This is a genomic window from Treponema primitia (genome assembly GCF_046533075.1).
GTDB lineage: Bacteria > Spirochaetota > Spirochaetia > Treponematales > Breznakiellaceae > Termitinema > Termitinema primitia_B.
Genome location: NZ_JAJQRB010000068.1, coordinates 129,458 through 145,913, shown reverse-complemented (window position 1 = coordinate 145,913; position 16,456 = coordinate 129,458). Strand labels below are relative to the sequence as shown.

Below are 16,456 nucleotides of genomic sequence, written 5' to 3'. Positions count from 1 at the left end.
ATATTGATCCCGGCACAGGGAGTATGCTTTTTTCACTCTTAACAGGTCTGGCGGTTACGGTTTTTTTCTTTTTTAAGAATATTCTTATTAAAATTAAAACCGGATCTTTGTTTAATAAAAACAGTAAGCGTAATGCTAAGACCGCTTCGGCAGCACGGCCTCCGTTGGTTATCTATTCCGAAGGGAAACAGTATTGGAATGTATTTAAACCGGTACTTGAAGAGTTGATCCTCCGGGGGATGCCCTGTGTTTATTATACCAGCGGTGAAGATGATCCGGGCTTGTCGTTTCAAGCGCCGGGTAGCTTATTGGAAAAGAAGTTTATCGGGAAAGGAAACGCGGCATATAGTTTTTTAAATTTTCTTGAAGCCGATATCTGCCTTATGACTACACCCGGTCTCGATGTGCTTCAGCTTAAGCGGTCCCCGGGGGTAGGGCATTATGCACATATACTCCACACGGTTACCGACACAACCACCTACCGTCTTTTCGGCTTGGACTATTATGATTCAGTTTTTTTAACCGGCGAATATCAAAAAAAGGATATACGGAAGTTGGAGGAACAGCGGGGTACAACCCGTAAGGAGCTGTTTGTAAGCGGTTGTACCTACCTTGATGTAATGGCGGAGCATATAAAAGAATTGCCGAAAGAGGGGGACCATAGAAAAACAGTTTTGGTAGCGCCGTCCTGGGGGGCAAACGGTATTATGCGCCGTTACGGTTTACGCTTACTGGAGCCCCTTGCTAAATCTTCCTACAGGGTAATTATCCGTCCCCATCCGCAAAGTATGATTTCAGAAAAAAACACCATAGAAGCGCTGCAGAAAAGCTTGGATTCCTATAAAAACGTGGAATGGAATTTCGACGCAGAAAACCTGATAGCCCTGTCCCGCGCCGATGCACTTATTTCCGATTTTTCAGGGGTGGTGTTTGATTATGTATTTTTATTTGACCGCCCGGTAATTTACCCCCGATTCGATTTTGATAAACGGCCATACGATTTGGCGGACATCGAAGATGAAGCCTGGACCTTCCGGGCAATACGAAACCTGGGAACGGCGGTGAACGAGGATAATTTTGAGGAAATAGAGGGGTTTCTGGATAGAATTATCGGAGGAGGGGAGAAGAAAGAAATAAGCGGGAACTTACGGAACGAAGCTTATATGTATCCTGGAGAAGCGGGTAAAAGAGTGGTTGATGCGATTAGCACTTTACAGCACCCCCAGGCTATATCTGAAACCAATTGAAAATCGAAAAATAAATTCATTATCCTGCGATGCCTTCCATATCATTATACTGTCGGCAACTCCGCTATCGGAATCGGGGGATGAATTCATAGTTATATCGGCCGGTTTAAGCTCAAGTTTATTGAAAATTCCACCAAGAGCAGTGGCGGCATAAAAATTCCAACGGCCGATATGGCGGGAAACGTTCACCCTGAATTCAAGACGTTTTTCAAGCTCCGCATCATCCAGTATCCGGGTCCCTCTTTCTCCACTGGGTATTCTTGACCGGGCGGTATAATCCTGCCAGGGATTGGCCAGGGAACTGTTCCCGGTAAGGGAGAATTCAAGTTCCGATGTTACCAGAAAACCGGAAAATTTGTTCTGATAATCCACTTGGAAGGCAATATTGTTTTCCCCGTGTTTATAACCAATCATATTATCTTTGATTAGAATAGAAACCAGTTTCCCGTTATTTTCATCATCGTAGTACTGCGCTTCAGGATAGTAGGTGTATCCGTAGGCAGTCCTGGTATCATCCCCGGAATACCGGCCTTCCGGGGATCCTATGGGTTCAAAGGTATACTTAAGGGCGCCGCCATGGTGAAACCCAAACCAGCCGTAGGGAGTATGAAGCCTTCCGCCTAAAGCCCAGGCAGCCTTCCATGGATTATCGGAGAATCCATCGTACAGGAATTTCAGAAACTCAAGGCTGAAATCATCAACCAAGACCTGGGCATAGGCGCTCCACCGGTCCTTTTTATCAATGTCCCAAAAAAGACCAAACATATTGTTTTCATTTGCATCGGTAGTCCAGGGGCGTCCGGGAGTGACCTTTACATATTGTATAAAATATTGGGGAATAGGGTTGAGAAAATACTCAAAATCAAAGGACCGTCCGGTATAAACCGCTGCATCTAAAAACCCAAGCCGCCAATCCCCCACCTTTACTGCGTAGATCTTATAATTCGCCCCCCGGTCCGGAAAACCAAGTTCCTGTGGAGAATCTGGGTACGGTTCCGGATCCGGATGATCCGTAATTTCACCGGGAAGCGGTATACCATTTTCCTGTCTGTAATGGTACTCATCCCACGCCGGGCTGGAAACGGCGTTCCGGGAATTGAGTTCTATCCATTTGGTCTGGTAGAGAAACCGCGGCCCGTCATATTTTATATTCATGGTATTGGTAGAATGACCAAGGGAGTTGATAAACAGGGAGTAGGGTGAATCCACAACATCGTAGATCCTGAACCGGCCAAGGTCAAAATTGAAATTCCATAGATTAAAATTGAGTCCGCCTTCATTCATAAAGAAGTAATACCCCATAAAACTTCCTTCGGGGATCATTACCCGGGCGGGCGCATATTTCTGATCATTAGACATGGCAAGATCTGCCACTAAGCTAAAATGGTTGGTAACAAAATCCATGCGAAGATTATTCGCATTGTAGAAGGACTCCTCTTTAATCCCCAATTCGACCCCAATGCCAATATTCAGGAAGTCAATATCCATGGCATCAAAGGCGGGGATCAATACCTTATGCTTAGCATCTGTTTCCGGCGCCTCCTCGGCAATAAGGGACATGCAAATACATATTAAAAAAAACACACTCACAAATACTTTTTTCATCATCTTCCTCTTATACTAATATATCTTTAAAAAGTGAAATAAACCGATCTTCAAGGCTGCACAGCTGATCGCAGTATTGTTCCCAGGCATTTTGGGCGATACGCCGCCGTTCCCTATCATCTTTAAGATAGATTTCAGCCTTTTCTAAAATATCCGTTCCATCCCAGTTGGTAGGAACATAAGTTTCATAGGGAATATACACATCGGGCCAGGTTTTTAGGTGGGACATATCGGGCTTTAGAAGCAGGCTGCCGGAGATAATCGCTTCAAAATCCCGGAAGCAGACTTCACCCCAACCGAAGGGGGATAGGGTTATCTTTGCATCCCGTAGTTCCTGGTAATAAATATCCTGTGAAACCATTCCTGTTAAAAAACGCGTATCATCTTTTATTTTTTCAAGGTATAAACGCCGCTGGTATGCGATGGATTCACAGGATACGGGATCGATCCGGGCATGAACCGCAATAGTCCTGGCGGAACCTGAAAAATCCGAAGGGGGCCTATGCCCGGTTTTAAAAACCCGTCCCAGATCGGGAAGACCCGCCCGGGCTAATACTGTCCCCATACGCTGGGGCCAATTCCTGCGGGGATAATCCCCAACACCGATATTCCAGGAAAGTTCAATTCGTTTAGTATCTTCCGGGTTTATGGCGGGCTTATACCGGTATTCCCTATCCTTATCGTATATGCCATATTTCTGATGGTAGTAATCGGTAAAAAGATTTTTCGCATAGAGATCCTTAGAATAATTACTGAGATCAGCGAATACGGATTTATAAAAAAGCCGGTCCACATAAGGAAGCAGATCCAGACGATTAGTACCGGCTTCAGGTTGGCCGTTTAGAAAAACTATGGTTTTATATTTATCCCGTAATCGTTTAATAAGATCAAACTCTCCATCGACTAAATCTCTGGGATCTCGGTACTGAAAACGCCGCTCCATAAAAAGGATGCTGTTTTTATCCCGGGTCAGGCAATATTCAGCCGACTGGGTAAAATAAAATAGACGGCGGAACTTTTTAATAAAAAATGGTTCCATGGTATGGAAGAGGGAAATACGTTCATAGCAGACCAGGACGGTAATCAAAAGTATGTTTTCCCTTGAATATTGTATCTTACACCCAGGTTAAATTCAAAACCAATATCTCCGTTATTTACCAGTACCGCAGGGGTAAAGGAAAATTGAAGAAACTCCCATGTATACGAGCAGGGTAAATCCAGGGAGAAAAACCAGTATTGGGATTCATCCGCCACACCGCCATTATTATACCCGGTGGTAACAAGGTTTGCCCCCCGTATTTTTTTTAACAATAATAAATCGGCGCCGATTTTAAGAGATGGCATATCAGAAATAGTAAAACTGCTTGTTATACGGCCCCAATACACCCCAGGTCCGTAAGGGCTTGTTAAAGGCAGCAGCACACCGTCATTATTTGGCGAATAACGGTATATAGCCCTTGCAAGATAGACCCCTCCCCAGGGTTTGCCGTCCTCAGGTTCCCCATCGTAACCATAATTGCCCCAGAGAAAGTGTGTGGCGCCCGCCTCAAAAAGGAAATTTGCCTTTAACGCAGGGGTTAATAGATCATATTCCAGCTGCAGAATTCCCGCCGGTATGGTTGGCACTTCCGTATCATTAATCCCAATAAAATTGGCGTTAATATCGTCAAATCCAACAATTCCCGAAAGAGTTAAGCCGGGACACAATGCCCAGGAAGCATCAAGCATCATATTAAGATTATTGGGACGCACATCCGCATTATGCCAAATTTGTATCGGAATAAAATCGGTTGCGAGGAACATATTATTGCTGCGGGCGTATACCACAGTTCCCCCAATCCCCGCCTTTACTTGCCCAAAATTCCATTGAAAACGATGAGTGGCAGTTAAAATAGTAGTAGGATTTTCATCCATCATAAAACCAAAATGGTCATACGCATCGTAATCATCACCGGTGTAAGTCCCTTTTAATATTTCTTTTCCTTCTAGTTTTTTTGCTCGTCTTGCCTGAATAGTGGAAAGCGCATAGTCCATGGTAAATGGTCCAATGGGAGTAGATATTCTAAGACCATCCAAATAGGGTAGGGATGCGGAAGGGTAAAGGGTTCCCCCGGGGGTATTTCCAAAATGAACCTTATCCCTGCCTAAACCGACATTAATATGTTTACCGTTCCAGAATAGCATCCCCCTGTTAAGGATGTCGAAGTTGATACCCAGCTCGGAATCGGGCGCGGGGAAAAGAAAATTATTCACCGGCTCATAATCATCGTGCCAGGCTTGGCGCAGGGCAATATCTGCCTCTACAAGAATGCCGGTAAAAGTTCCTATCCCGGCGCTGAGGTCAAAAACCGGCGGAGCGGAAAGGTACTGCCGCTGAAAATCCATGCCATTTTTTACAAGCCCCTTATCGGCTAATACAGAAGCAGTACGCAGGCGGTGTTCGTAGGAAACCGCAAGGTCTCCCTTAAGCGAAATATTTTTCTCCTGTTGTTTCTTAAATTCATCAACCAAACTGTCAAGAAGATGTTGATCCTGTTCAGAAGAAAGAGGGGGAAGCTTCTCTGCAATATCCAGAAGGTCACTGCCATGAACCGGGAAGGCGCTAAAGGGGAAAACTTTTTTCGCCCTGCTATACAGGTAGCGCAGGGTACCTACTTCCGGCGAATCAATAAAGTAGGTTTCGCCAAAGGATAACACCGGTAAAGAGAACCATAGAACGAAAAGTAGGATAAATACTTTTTTTATTGATTTCATATAATTTTCCAACAGTATATCAATTAATTTACCTGTTCATCATATTTCTTATTATAGTGAAAATGCAATTAAAAAATGTTTTTAGAGGCGGATTAAAGCAAAAATAAAGCTTTATTTTCTCGGAAAGATAAAGAAACTGTCCAAACCGTCCGCAAAAATGAACTACCTGAGGAAAAACTTGTACGCCCCTTTTTATAAAAGAAGCAAAACCTTTGATAGAATCCAGATGAATATGATCCGCGCCTATGAGGGTACGGGAAAACCGGCCATAATCCGTATAGGGTTTTTCTCCCTGCTTCGCCAGTGCAATAGCAAGATAAGGCTCATCGGGAAGCATCTTCTCTCTGAAGAAGGATACCTCAAGTTCGCCATGATTTTCCATATAATCATTTGCCGTATCAAAAATGACCTTTGATTTTTCACTTGAATCAAATAATAACATACCGCTGTTAAACTTCGGTATCCAGGGCAGGGATAATTTGGCCATTACTTTTTTTATATCAAAATACCATTCCCCTTCTTTTACCAGTTCCCCGGTATACGCAAAAGAGCGGGTTTCCAGGGCTTCCCAATAGGAGTCTATGCCAGTCATCACCAGGGAATCGGCGTCCAGATAGAGGGTTTTTTCAAAGGGGGTATACCTATGCAGCATGGTTTTGGCGGCAAAGGGATCTCCATACTCCGGGTTATAGGGTATCAGGATATCAAAATAACCGGTAAGCAGGGCCGGGCGGTCGGTAATGACCGCCCGGATGGTATGGGGTGTATGCAGCATACAGGAATAGGCCAGATACTTTGCCTGTATGGCATATTTTTTGCCAATGGCAATAGTTATTAGGCCTTTTCTTATTTTAGGCATGGTGTTTATACCATTCAACAAATAATTTAATCCCATCTTTTAACGAAGTGTTTGGCTTATATCCAATGTCATCTTCCAACAATCTCGTATCCGCATATGTCTGATAGACATCACCTTGTTGCATCGGTAACATAATCATATGCGCTTCCTTGCCAATTTCTTCTTTAAGAATATTTATAAAGTCTATTAACTTCACAGGATTTGAGCATCCAATATTATAGACCTTGTGAGGCGGTTTATTCTCAGGGATTTTTTTAATTACCCTTACAATCCCCTCAATAATATCATCGACATAAGTAAAATCCCGCATCATCACGCCATTATTAAATACTTTGATTGGCTCGCCTTTAGAAATTGCGTTTGTAAAAAGCATTGGGGCCATATCGGGGCGGCCATATGGTCCATAAACGGTAAAAAACCTCAGTCCTGTTGCAGGTATACCGTAAAGATGACTATATGAATACGCCAATAATTCGTTAAATTTTTTTGTAGCGGCATATAAGGAAACAGGACTGTCTGTTTTGTCGTTTTCAGAATAAGGAATTTTTGCACTATTCCCATAAACTGAACTCGAACTTGCATAAACTAAATGTTTTATCGGGTTAAAGCGGCAACATTCAAGTAAATTCAAAAAACCATTAATATTACTATGAATATACGCATCCGGATTTTCTAAAGAATGCCGAACCCCCGCCTGGGCGGCTAAATTTACCACAATATCAGGTTTATATTTAATAAATATTTTTTCCAGATTTTCCTTATCAGCAAGATCAATTTTTATAAATTGATAATTATTATATTTATTACTTTGTACAGGTAAAATATCTTTGATTGCTTCCCGTTCAATTCCAGTATCTTTTAACCGGGCATACTTAATCGTTTGATCATAATAATTATTAATATTATCAATTCCACAAATTTCCTGTTCATTATTATCTGCCAAGTTTTTAACTAAATGATAACCAATAAAACCCGCAGTACCGGTGATTAATATTTTCATAAATTACTCTTTTTTAGTTACTGGGTTTAGGCTTATTTCTGATTATCCATTATCTGCTTCAGAAGGACCCCCAACAAACCTATACAGAAAATAATTAATGAAACTAACAAGCCGCCAATACCAAGATAGTAACCAACATTGATATTCAAGGTAGTCGAAAATATAAAACCAATAATAGAAAGCAGTATGCAGAATACACTAAATGCGCTAAATATCTTTAGAGGATTATAATAAACGGCAGCTTCGATAATGTATTGCATAGTATGAACGGAATCTTTAAATAGTTTTACCTTACTTTTCCCTGCTCTTTTGTGATAAGGTATATCAATATATTTTACAAATTTACCATTCATCATATAAGCTAAAGTTTGAGAAGTCGTAAAACTAAATGTATTACACAATCTATTAAAGAAAGGCAAGACTGCTTGTTTACTAAATACTCTAAGGCCTGAATTAATATCTTTAATTTTTCTACCCGCAACAAACTCTACAAAACCTTGTAGTAGCATCCTTAATAGACCCTTCAGAAAAGATTCTTTATAATTCTTTCCTGTACGCGCCCCAACGATAAGATCAAAACCTTTCTCAAATTCTTTCAAAAATTGAGGTATGTATTCAAAGGGATACGTTAAATCAGCATCGGTAATGGCAATTATATCATACTTTGCCTTTTGAATGCCTCGTTTCAATGAAAAACCATAACCAATGTTATGCGGGTTAGTAACTATCGTGCACCCCAAATCTTCTATTTCATTAGGGGTATTATCGGTAGAACCATCGTTCACAAGAACTATTTCATATTCGTTGATATTTTCGGTTTCAAATATTTTCCGAATTTCGATAACCGTATTTTTTATTGCATTTCCTTCGTTGTATACGGGAATTACGACTGAAATCATTTTACACCCTCCGGTTCTTTACCTACCTTATAAACATGATGTTTACCAAAGATATAATTTATAGTAACAACAACAATAGTTGTTAAAATTTTACCAAATTTTGGGTCAATTATATAATTTAATAAAATTAATCCAAAAAAATCAATGACCATAGTAATACCTCTTGTAACGATAAAACGAAATATTTCCGCCCATAATTCCCTTTTAGTTTTACAATGACTTTTAAATACAAATAATTTATTAACTATGTAGGCTATTATTTTTGTTGTAATGAGCGCAATAGCATTAGCGGCTCGATAGTCAATGCCGATAAAGAAAAAAAACTGAAATATCCCGATATTCCAAATAGTAGTTAAGACACCCCATATGCCATAACTGATAATTTCTTTATTGAATAACTTTTTAATTAGAGACATTTTTATTTCTTGAAAGTAAAGCTACTGTTAACGGTAATATAACTACCGAATTATACTGGAAATAGCGTAAATCAGAAGCACTTAATAACATCATTGTAGAGAATGTAAAAAAAAGCAATGGTATGAACAAAAATGCAGCTTTATGATTTCCTCTATAAAATACAATTAAACCGACAAATAGCAGTAGCAACAACTGCCAGCCATTATTCGCAAAGAACCAACCTATAGGTAAAATTGATGTTATAATATTATCATAACCAACTGAAATGAAACCCGCAATTTTTTTAATTTTATTTGTTTCATTAAAAAGTGCATCTTTCCATGGCGCACTAATAAAAGTGTTTTCCGGTGGAAATAACTCCCAAACAAAGGCAGTGTGATTGCGAAACGCTAGAAATGAATTTCTTTTATCAGCCATAATAGTATCGATAGACATTTTTAAAAATTGTTCTGTTGGAATGTTGTTAATGATTCTTGTTTCATCAAATTTACCCTTAATTGATGAATAATTACCTAATTCATATTCTTTCATCCATTGGGATTTAGTTTCAGCCTCAAGTAAGAATCTTTTTGATTCAACCGGCATAACATCCGGATTTTTTACCATTACATCACACATGATAGTCATCAGAAGACCAACCACTTCTGAATTTTCATTATTAGGGTATGTAACATCAAGTGATTTATATAAGGGTATACGGATTAAGAAAACGAGTACAACGATAATGGGAATTGTGAGTAAAATATTTTTCTGTTTCCATGCATAAATGACAATTATTAATAATGTTAACGGTCCGGTGTATAGTATTCCATTGTGAAGAATTACAGTCATCATGGCGATGCAGAAGGATAGTTTTAAGATATTTAAAATTGAATTAAGCCATTTTCCGTTTGAAAAATAGATATTAATTAATGATGTTATTGTAAAGGTCAAAAATATAGTAAAAACGGTATTCTTATAAGCGAACATAAGAATATTTTTTACCATAGGATTCAAGGCAAGAAAAAATAATATAAACAAAATCAATTTGCGGGAATAACCCCAAGATTCAAATGTTGCCAATAATACACCGATGCTTACGCTAAATAGTAGTATTTGACAAAAAATAATAAACCCGTAATGGTTAATGACTCTTGACAGGAGCCACATGAGAAAAGTATGAATAACAGGGTGCCAATTAACAAATTCAAATTTTTGAATCTGATTCCATTGATTTATATTATCCGTTGTAAGGATACCCGGAAAATTTATAAGAAATAAAATAAAAAAAACAAAAAAACTAATTAAGGAGATATAAAGAACGCTTAATTTTCTAATTTCTTTCCTTTCTGAATTTATAGGAATATAAAAGTCCTTTAATTTTATACAAAATAATTTAAGCAAATTAAATATAATAAATATTAAAAATAATGTTGTTACAAGAGATTTTATTGTTCTGATATTATCGGTAAATATGAGGCTGTTCATAAAATAAGTAATTAGGGAAATATATATTGATAAAAGCCCCATATAAAATGTTACATATTTTCTCCTTCTGTTAGATATCATATTATAAAAGGTTAGGTTTAAAGAATGGTATTTATTTTTTATTAGAATAAAGAATGATGCTAACAAATCGGCATCTTTTTTTATCTGCATTATGAGATTACTCATCTTAATCCACCTTTAATTTATAGGCCTTCATAGCATTTTCATATCGTTCAGCCCAGTCAAAATAATATTTTTCAGCTCTCTCTGAACACAATTGGCGTATTTTATGATAATGGTCCTTATCCTTTATACAGAGTTCTATTTTATCGGCAATTTCCTGAAAATCTCCGGACTTAAATAGTAACTCCGGATAAGAAAGAATATCAGTAATTCCTCCAACCGAAGAAGCAATAACAGGACAACCTGTGTGAAGAGATTCCGTTACCACATTACCGAAAGAATCGTAAAGAGAAGGATATATAAAAAGATCATATTTTGCAAAATACGGAAATGGGTCTTTATACCCTTCAATTGATATAAGTTCTTCAATATCCAACTCCTTAATAAGATTAAGGGTTGGATTAATATTTTCCGGTCTACCAAGCATATAATAATGAGGTTTTGTATAACCATCCTTTTTTAAAATAGCTATGGCTTTTAATAGATCCCAAAGCCCTTTGTCAGCAGATAGTGAACCAACATAGACAATGTTTTTAACTTCTTCAGAATGATTCTTATTTTTAAATTCAGGGGTACACCGAGGTAATCCTATGTGGTTAGGAATAACGGTTATCTTCGATTCTGAACATCCTGTTCGTTCAATAAAACGGTTTTTGTCAGAATTATTAAGAAAGCTTATCAATTCGGCATTCCTAGCAACCTGTTTTTCTCTGTACCGATTAATAGGTTCATAAAGAATAGAAAATAAATATTCCAGTAAGCTCATTCCTCCATAGGCCCTTAATATATGCGCCCGATCAATATCATTGGCTCTGAATCCATAAAAGAGGGGAGCCTTAAATATTTTCCTTAAAAACAATGCGGACTTTAAATGTGTATCTCCAAAACTTAGAATAAAATCAACAGAAGTATTGATATATCCAGAAATGAACTCCTCAATTTGTCTAATATTTTCCTTAACGTTTTTCTTGAATAAAAAAGAAGCCGGAGGGAATTTATGTTGACCATATTTTATAGGTAATTCAATCTTAATAAAATTAACCGGGGTATAGTCTAAAAAACTATTCATAATGACAAAAACAGTAACACCACGGGAAGCTAGACCTTCAACAATTTCAAGATACTTTCTATTGCCGCCGGTTCTGATCTGGTTTAGCAAATAAATTCCAAGTATGGTCATTATATTACCTAAATATCTTTCTGAATGTTTTTTTAAAACGCCAGTTTATTCTTTCCCCGATCCTAAATACGGCATGAACATACACTGAAATATTCCCTAAAACAGAAACAGGAACAATGTACAAATATTCTCGGCATTTTTCTCCGCCAAACGATTCTTTAAATTGCCCTATAAGAAGTTTTTCTTTATCAGTATGACCAGCATACCATCCGCCAAAATCATACCATGACACGCCAAAACTTTTAAAATACATCATATCGTCCCAGTGCAAAAAACGATTTGCCCGGCCAACAAGATTTCTGTACTCAGAATCTTCACTATCACGGAAATGAGAAGCGGATTGATGAAGTCTTGCAATATTATCAGAAACAATATATGCATGCATTGCTAGGATCGTATTATCCTTCATTGCACTTCTTATATATAGGGTTCCTTTTTCAAAAAATTGTTCAAATTCGGAAAGAGCCGCGGATGAACGGCCCTTTGAATCGGCAAAGGTATTAAAAAAGTCAAGATATTGGGATAATTTTTCAGTGTTTTTTTCATCCGCCGCAAAAAAAGTACTACATTCAATATTATCTCGTTCTTTTGCGCGGTTAATTTTATATTTGGTGTTCTTATGTATTTTTGAAAATAACTCTTTTTCATCGTTTGTTAAATCCGAAAGGAGGGTATATTTTTCTTCAATAGAAGTGGCTTTAACATGTTTCTCTTTAACAAACCTGTATCTGAGAATATCAACTTTTTTGTCTGGCAATTCCGCCGGATTATACCAAATTTCCGCAAGTTTAATACCGTTTTTTGTGCGGTAATATATCATTATCTTCGTCCCTTATGAATAACAGCTTATAATCTTCTATCCACAGTTTCTTTAGGCAAAACACCTTTCACATCATACACCACGCCGGTTGGAATAAGAAATTTTCGAGGATTAAGATTTTTAAATTCATGATGGGCTACCGTCAGTATACATGCCTGGTATGGCTCTTTTATAGAAATATTTGTTTCCGGTGATTCGGGCAATAGGTCCAAGCCATATTCTGACTTGACTTCATCAGGATCTGCCCAGGGGTCATATACTGAAACATTACAACCATATTCAGCTAATTCATGAACCACATCAATAACCCGGGTATTACGGACATCGGAACAATCTTCTTTAAAAGTAATACCTAAAATCAATATTCTGGCGCCCACAACCTTCATTCCATGCCTTATCATCAATTTAACAAGATCAGAAGCAACATAAACACCCATATTATCATTCAGACGGCGTCCTGCCAAAATTACCTCAGGATGATAACCGAGTTCTTGAGCTTTGAAGGTCAAATAATAGGGATCCACTCCAATACAGTGGCCTCCGACCAACCCGGGTCTGAAATTCAAAAAATTCCATTTTGTTCCCGCAGCCTCCAGAACCTCTATGGTATCCAGCCCCATACGCGCAAACATAAGCGCTAGTTCATTCATAAGGGCGATATTCAAATCCCGCTGGGTATTTTCAATTATTTTTGCCGCTTCGGCTACCTTAACCGATGATGCCTTATACGTACCGGCGCTTATTACGGAAGAGTATATTCTGTTTACAAAATCGGCAGTTTCGGGGGTGCTTCCGCTGGTTATTTTTACAACCCTATCAATTGTATGCACCGAATCGCCGGGATTAATACGTTCAGGACTATAGCCGATAAAAAAATCCTGATTAAACTTAAGCCCGCTTTCGGCCTCCAGAATAGGAACACAGACCTCTTCGGTACAGCCCGGGTATACGGTCGATTCAAATACAACCACTGCGCCTTTCTTCATAACCTTGCCAACCGTATTCGAGGCGCCCGTAAGAGGGTGAAGTTCGGGAATATTGTTACGAGTAATCGGGGTCGGAACTGCCACAATATATACATCAGAATATTTTATACTTTCTTTATCAGATGTAAAGTTTATGTTTGATTTAGCTGCGATAAGACTCTCATCAGATACTTCACCGGTCTTATCATGGCCAGCGTTTAATTGATTGATCCTTTGATTTTTCATGTCAAAGCCGGTAACTTTATACTTATGTGCAAATTGAATCGCCAATGGAAGTCCGACATAGCCAAGCCCAATAACAACAATAGACGGATTTTGTGGAAATGACATATAAACTCCTACGCCTTTAAGCTTATTTGAGAGAGGAATCGTAAATTTCTTGTTTTTATATCCCGCAGCAGATACGTATCGGAATAATTTATAGTATGGGTACAGACAGCATGAAGATCGCGCTCCGGGTAAATGGCGCTAATCCGTTCTTCCTTATAAGAAAGGGGAGTTAACTCAATTATCTCATTTATGTTGGCTTCCCGGCCGTAATCGTTTAAACAATTTTGAGAAGGGCGATTGAGCTTTCCGGTATTTTTGTTAAAAAAGATAGCGCCAGCCATACGGCTGTTTTCAAAACTGGAACATACCGGATTACCGGGATGTGGGATCCATTTTTGTGAAGGAAAAGTATCAGAATAAAAAATAGATAGATTCTGATTTTTTGATACTCCTCCTGTTCTTATGCTTGTAAAAAGCCAATAGTATGAATTAAAAAACAACAAAGTGGTATCACTGGCATCAACCGTGTCTATTAGAGTCGTTTCAAATTCCCAGTGGAATGGAAAATCAACCGCTCGGTATAAATCAATGGTCTTATTTTCATGAGTTTCAGGAATCATATACCAGGTAATATATCCATTTTTTTCAAAACTAAATATATTCGGAAAAGAAAGATGATATTCTTTCTCCAGAATAGGAACAAAGGACGAATAGGTCAAATCAGAATGTAATTCAATAAAGCCAACAGTCCCATTACCATGTCCAATCTGTTCTTCAATAAAAATATAAGTTTTGCCGCCAGATTCAACCGGAAAAGGATCCGCCCATATCCGATCCTGCGGCGGAATAATGTGTTTCAGAATATCCCCATCCTGATTGCATAGTAATAACGACCATTGTTCCCGGAAAAATATCTTGATAAGTTTTCGTTTTATACGGTTTAGTAACACGTATTTCCACCATACAAGGCATAGAATGACTCATATATACCGTAATGTTCCAATACCGCCTTAAACTGTATATCATTCCGGTTCTCGTCAAGGTTTATATTTGTAAGTTTTGGAATAGTGACATAATCTCTATCAAACACATAGTCGAAATCAATTGCTTTGTCATAGCCATTTTTTACTTTACGGATAAGTGTCTTCTGTAACAAGGCCATAACGTAAAACCATATATCATCGGCAGAAGGGCAGAGATTCATAAAATACTCAGATTTTACAGCATCATCATAAAGTGAACGGGGCGGATAGAGTATTCCACCGGCTCCGGTAAAAAAATTTAAAAAGGATGCGCCTATTTTTCCTTCTGACCAATTTTGATACAAATCGATATGGTTATTTTTGAAAGAAATTGCATGTACACGGTGTGATATAATATCATTAGGAAAATTACTATAAGTACTATATAATTTTTCTAGCCAATCAGGTTTATAATAAATATCATCATCGAAAGTAACAATGATATCATCAGGGTATTTTTCTAATGAATAAATCAGTTTTTTATAAGAACGGAAATTCTTTTCTACAAATTGTATTTTGAAATTAAAAGGCTTATATCTTAAAACATTTTCCGGGATTGATTTTTCCCTTTTCGGGAATTCGTCGGAAGAAAGCCAAAGTATAATTTTTTTCGGCCTTATGGTTTGTTGTATTATTGAAAATAAAGTATACTCAATAAACTGCAGCCGGGCAGGGAAGGATGTAAATGACAAAATAAGATTATCTATTTGTCTTTTATTTTTATATAAAAGCATTGAAGATTCTATATGGTTAAAAAATCGATCTATTTCTCTTGAATACTTTTTTGTACTAATACAATGAAATTTATGAATGCGCCATTGTTTTATAATGTACGGAAAATATTTACTTATTGTGTTTTTGATTTTCATTTTCTTTCATATGCGTCAATTAATGAATTTTTTGTGCAATTATATATATTAACAGAACAATAGTCAGCGTATTCTCTTAGTATTTCATGACCATGGAACAATTTAGCATTTCTTTCAAGAAATTCTGACATGGTATATCTGGTTTCCCTACCTAAATTATGATAATTAACAATTGGCCTTAATACCGGTTTATCATCAAAGAAATGTCTTATAACACTACAAAGTCTGTTATTTTCATCAATGTAGAGATTATCAAAAAATGTATGTTCCACACCAAAAAGATATACTATTTTATATCCTATATTAATCCCAATAAGTTCAGCATTAAGCACGACCGTACCATAACTTTCACTGCATAACCCATGTTTTAAAAACCAATTTCTAAACCCCTGGTATCCGTTATATTCAAAAGAATGAAATGGAATAACTTTAATATTTATGTTATAAATCTTATCCTGACACGCTTTTTGTGTGGAAAGCTGGACATAAAGAAACATTGGCCAGCCGACAGTCTCATTTAGAATATTAAACGTTTTATCGACTTCATCTTTAAGAGGACTTTCAGGTAAAAAATACACAGGATCTGACAGGATATAATATTTCGGTTGTATTTCAGTAAATATGTTATCGAAACAAAAGTCATTAGTAGCAAAAACATCCATATCTTGAAAATTAAAATTGTTTTCTTCATTCACTATACCTTTCACAGAAGGACCATTCCCAAAAACAGCAAGTTCTCTTGATGGATGCATACTATTTGGGCCAATTTCTGCAACATAATTTTTTAGTCCCTCTTTAACCAGTACTCGAAAACAAAATTGGATAGTTTTTAACAAAAGGACAAATGTTTTCATGATATTTATAATAGAAAATTTATT

Annotated in this window: 15 protein-coding genes; 1 reads left to right on the top strand and 14 read right to left on the bottom strand. The window is 37.5% G+C overall.

Translation table 11 applies throughout. The annotated features are described in order from the left end of the window. The first annotated feature begins 23 nt into the window (after positions 1-23). Positions 24-1,247 carry a CDP-glycerol glycerophosphotransferase family protein gene (locus tag LQZ19_RS14705; protein ID WP_411048434.1) on the top strand — a complete coding sequence of 408 codons (1,224 nt, stop codon included), beginning with the start codon at positions 24-26 and terminating at the stop codon, positions 1,245-1,247. Here LQZ19_RS14705 and LQZ19_RS14700 read toward each other — a convergent pair. From LQZ19_RS14700 to LQZ19_RS14635, 14 genes are all read right to left on the bottom strand, one after another. After that, the gene (locus tag LQZ19_RS14700; protein WP_411048433.1) at positions 1,212-2,855 is read right to left on the bottom strand and encodes a hypothetical protein; all 1,644 of its coding nucleotides are present in this window, start codon (positions 2,853-2,855) and stop codon (positions 1,212-1,214) included. The two genes, LQZ19_RS14705 and LQZ19_RS14700, sit on opposite strands and share 36 nt — an antisense overlap. Before the next feature lie 7 nt (positions 2,856-2,862). Beyond that, on the bottom strand, positions 2,863-3,939 hold the full coding sequence (locus tag LQZ19_RS14695; protein WP_411048432.1) for a glycosyltransferase: 1,077 nt from the start codon (positions 3,937-3,939) through the stop codon (positions 2,863-2,865). Next, a complete protein-coding gene (locus LQZ19_RS14690; protein ID WP_411048431.1) occupies positions 3,936-5,606 on the bottom strand; it encodes a hypothetical protein in 1,671 nt (556 codons plus the stop codon). The genes LQZ19_RS14695 and LQZ19_RS14690 overlap by 4 nt, the downstream gene beginning before the upstream one ends. Before the next feature lie 28 nt (positions 5,607-5,634). Beyond that, positions 5,635-6,465 carry a hypothetical protein gene (locus tag LQZ19_RS14685; protein WP_411048430.1) on the bottom strand — a complete coding sequence of 277 codons (831 nt, stop codon included), beginning with the start codon at positions 6,463-6,465 and terminating at the stop codon, positions 5,635-5,637. After that, positions 6,458-7,465, bottom strand: coding sequence for an NAD-dependent epimerase/dehydratase family protein (locus LQZ19_RS14680; RefSeq protein ID WP_411048429.1), 1,008 nt, complete (start codon positions 7,463-7,465; stop codon positions 6,458-6,460). The genes LQZ19_RS14685 and LQZ19_RS14680 overlap by 8 nt, the downstream gene beginning before the upstream one ends. 32 nt (positions 7,466-7,497) lie before the next feature. After that, the gene (locus LQZ19_RS14675) at positions 7,498-8,364 is read right to left on the bottom strand and encodes a glycosyltransferase family 2 protein (RefSeq protein ID WP_411048428.1); all 867 of its coding nucleotides are present in this window, start codon (positions 8,362-8,364) and stop codon (positions 7,498-7,500) included. Continuing rightward, the gene (locus LQZ19_RS14670) at positions 8,361-8,780 is read right to left on the bottom strand and encodes a GtrA family protein (protein WP_411048427.1); all 420 of its coding nucleotides are present in this window, start codon (positions 8,778-8,780) and stop codon (positions 8,361-8,363) included. Before LQZ19_RS14670 ends, LQZ19_RS14675 begins: the two co-directional genes overlap by 4 nt. After that, complete coding sequence (locus tag LQZ19_RS14665; RefSeq protein WP_411048426.1) at positions 8,767-10,434, bottom strand: hypothetical protein; 1,668 nt, start codon at positions 10,432-10,434, stop codon at positions 8,767-8,769. The genes LQZ19_RS14670 and LQZ19_RS14665 overlap by 14 nt, the downstream gene beginning before the upstream one ends. Before the next feature lies 1 nt (position 10,435). Further along, a complete protein-coding gene (locus LQZ19_RS14660) occupies positions 10,436-11,611 on the bottom strand; it encodes a glycosyltransferase family 4 protein (RefSeq protein ID WP_411048425.1) in 1,176 nt (391 codons plus the stop codon). Positions 11,612-11,615: 4 nt separating this feature from the next. Then, entirely contained in the window at positions 11,616-12,431 is an 816-nt protein-coding gene (locus LQZ19_RS14655) for a hypothetical protein (protein WP_411048424.1), read from the bottom strand. Between the two features lie 26 nt (positions 12,432-12,457). After that, a complete protein-coding gene (locus LQZ19_RS14650; RefSeq protein WP_411048423.1) occupies positions 12,458-13,747 on the bottom strand; it encodes a nucleotide sugar dehydrogenase in 1,290 nt (429 codons plus the stop codon). An 8-nt stretch (positions 13,748-13,755) separates the two neighbouring features. Continuing rightward, positions 13,756-14,637 carry a glucosamine inositolphosphorylceramide transferase family protein gene (locus tag LQZ19_RS14645; protein ID WP_411048422.1) on the bottom strand — a complete coding sequence of 294 codons (882 nt, stop codon included), beginning with the start codon at positions 14,635-14,637 and terminating at the stop codon, positions 13,756-13,758. Next, positions 14,628-15,443, bottom strand: coding sequence for a glycosyltransferase (locus tag LQZ19_RS14640; protein WP_411048421.1), 816 nt, complete (start codon positions 15,441-15,443; stop codon positions 14,628-14,630). The genes LQZ19_RS14645 and LQZ19_RS14640 overlap by 10 nt, the downstream gene beginning before the upstream one ends. Positions 15,444-15,574: 131 nt before the next feature. Then, a complete protein-coding gene (locus tag LQZ19_RS14635) occupies positions 15,575-16,432 on the bottom strand; it encodes a hypothetical protein (protein ID WP_411048420.1) in 858 nt (285 codons plus the stop codon). Positions 16,433-16,456 lie beyond the last annotated feature (24 nt).

What these genes read in the sequence shown, in the direction of transcription:
- LQZ19_RS14670 (WP_411048427.1), bottom strand. Translation starts at nt 8,780, where the DNA reads ATGTCTCTAATTAAAAAGTTATTCAATAAAGAAATTATCAGTTATGGC.
- LQZ19_RS14700 (WP_411048433.1), bottom strand. Translation starts at nt 2,855, where the DNA reads ATGATGAAAAAAGTATTTGTGAGTGTGTTTTTTTTAATATGTATTTGC.
- LQZ19_RS14690 (WP_411048431.1), bottom strand. Translation starts at nt 5,606, where the DNA reads ATGAAATCAATAAAAAAAGTATTTATCCTACTTTTCGTTCTATGGTTC.
- LQZ19_RS14635 (WP_411048420.1), bottom strand. Translation starts at nt 16,432, where the DNA reads ATGAAAACATTTGTCCTTTTGTTAAAAACTATCCAATTTTGTTTTCGA.
- LQZ19_RS14655 (WP_411048424.1), bottom strand. Translation starts at nt 12,431, where the DNA reads ATGATATATTACCGCACAAAAAACGGTATTAAACTTGCGGAAATTTGG.
- LQZ19_RS14660 (WP_411048425.1), bottom strand. Translation starts at nt 11,611, where the DNA reads ATGACCATACTTGGAATTTATTTGCTAAACCAGATCAGAACCGGCGGC.
- LQZ19_RS14685 (WP_411048430.1), bottom strand. Translation starts at nt 6,465, where the DNA reads ATGCCTAAAATAAGAAAAGGCCTAATAACTATTGCCATTGGCAAAAAA.
- LQZ19_RS14665 (WP_411048426.1), bottom strand. Translation starts at nt 10,434, where the DNA reads ATGAGTAATCTCATAATGCAGATAAAAAAAGATGCCGATTTGTTAGCA.
- LQZ19_RS14680 (WP_411048429.1), bottom strand. Translation starts at nt 7,465, where the DNA reads ATGAAAATATTAATCACCGGTACTGCGGGTTTTATTGGTTATCATTTA.
- LQZ19_RS14705 (WP_411048434.1), top strand. Translation starts at nt 24, where the DNA reads ATGCTTTTTTCACTCTTAACAGGTCTGGCGGTTACGGTTTTTTTCTTT.
- LQZ19_RS14640 (WP_411048421.1), bottom strand. Translation starts at nt 15,443, where the DNA reads ATGCTTTTATATAAAAATAAAAGACAAATAGATAATCTTATTTTGTCA.
- LQZ19_RS14650 (WP_411048423.1), bottom strand. Translation starts at nt 13,747, where the DNA reads ATGTCATTTCCACAAAATCCGTCTATTGTTGTTATTGGGCTTGGCTAT.
- LQZ19_RS14675 (WP_411048428.1), bottom strand. Translation starts at nt 8,364, where the DNA reads ATGATTTCAGTCGTAATTCCCGTATACAACGAAGGAAATGCAATAAAA.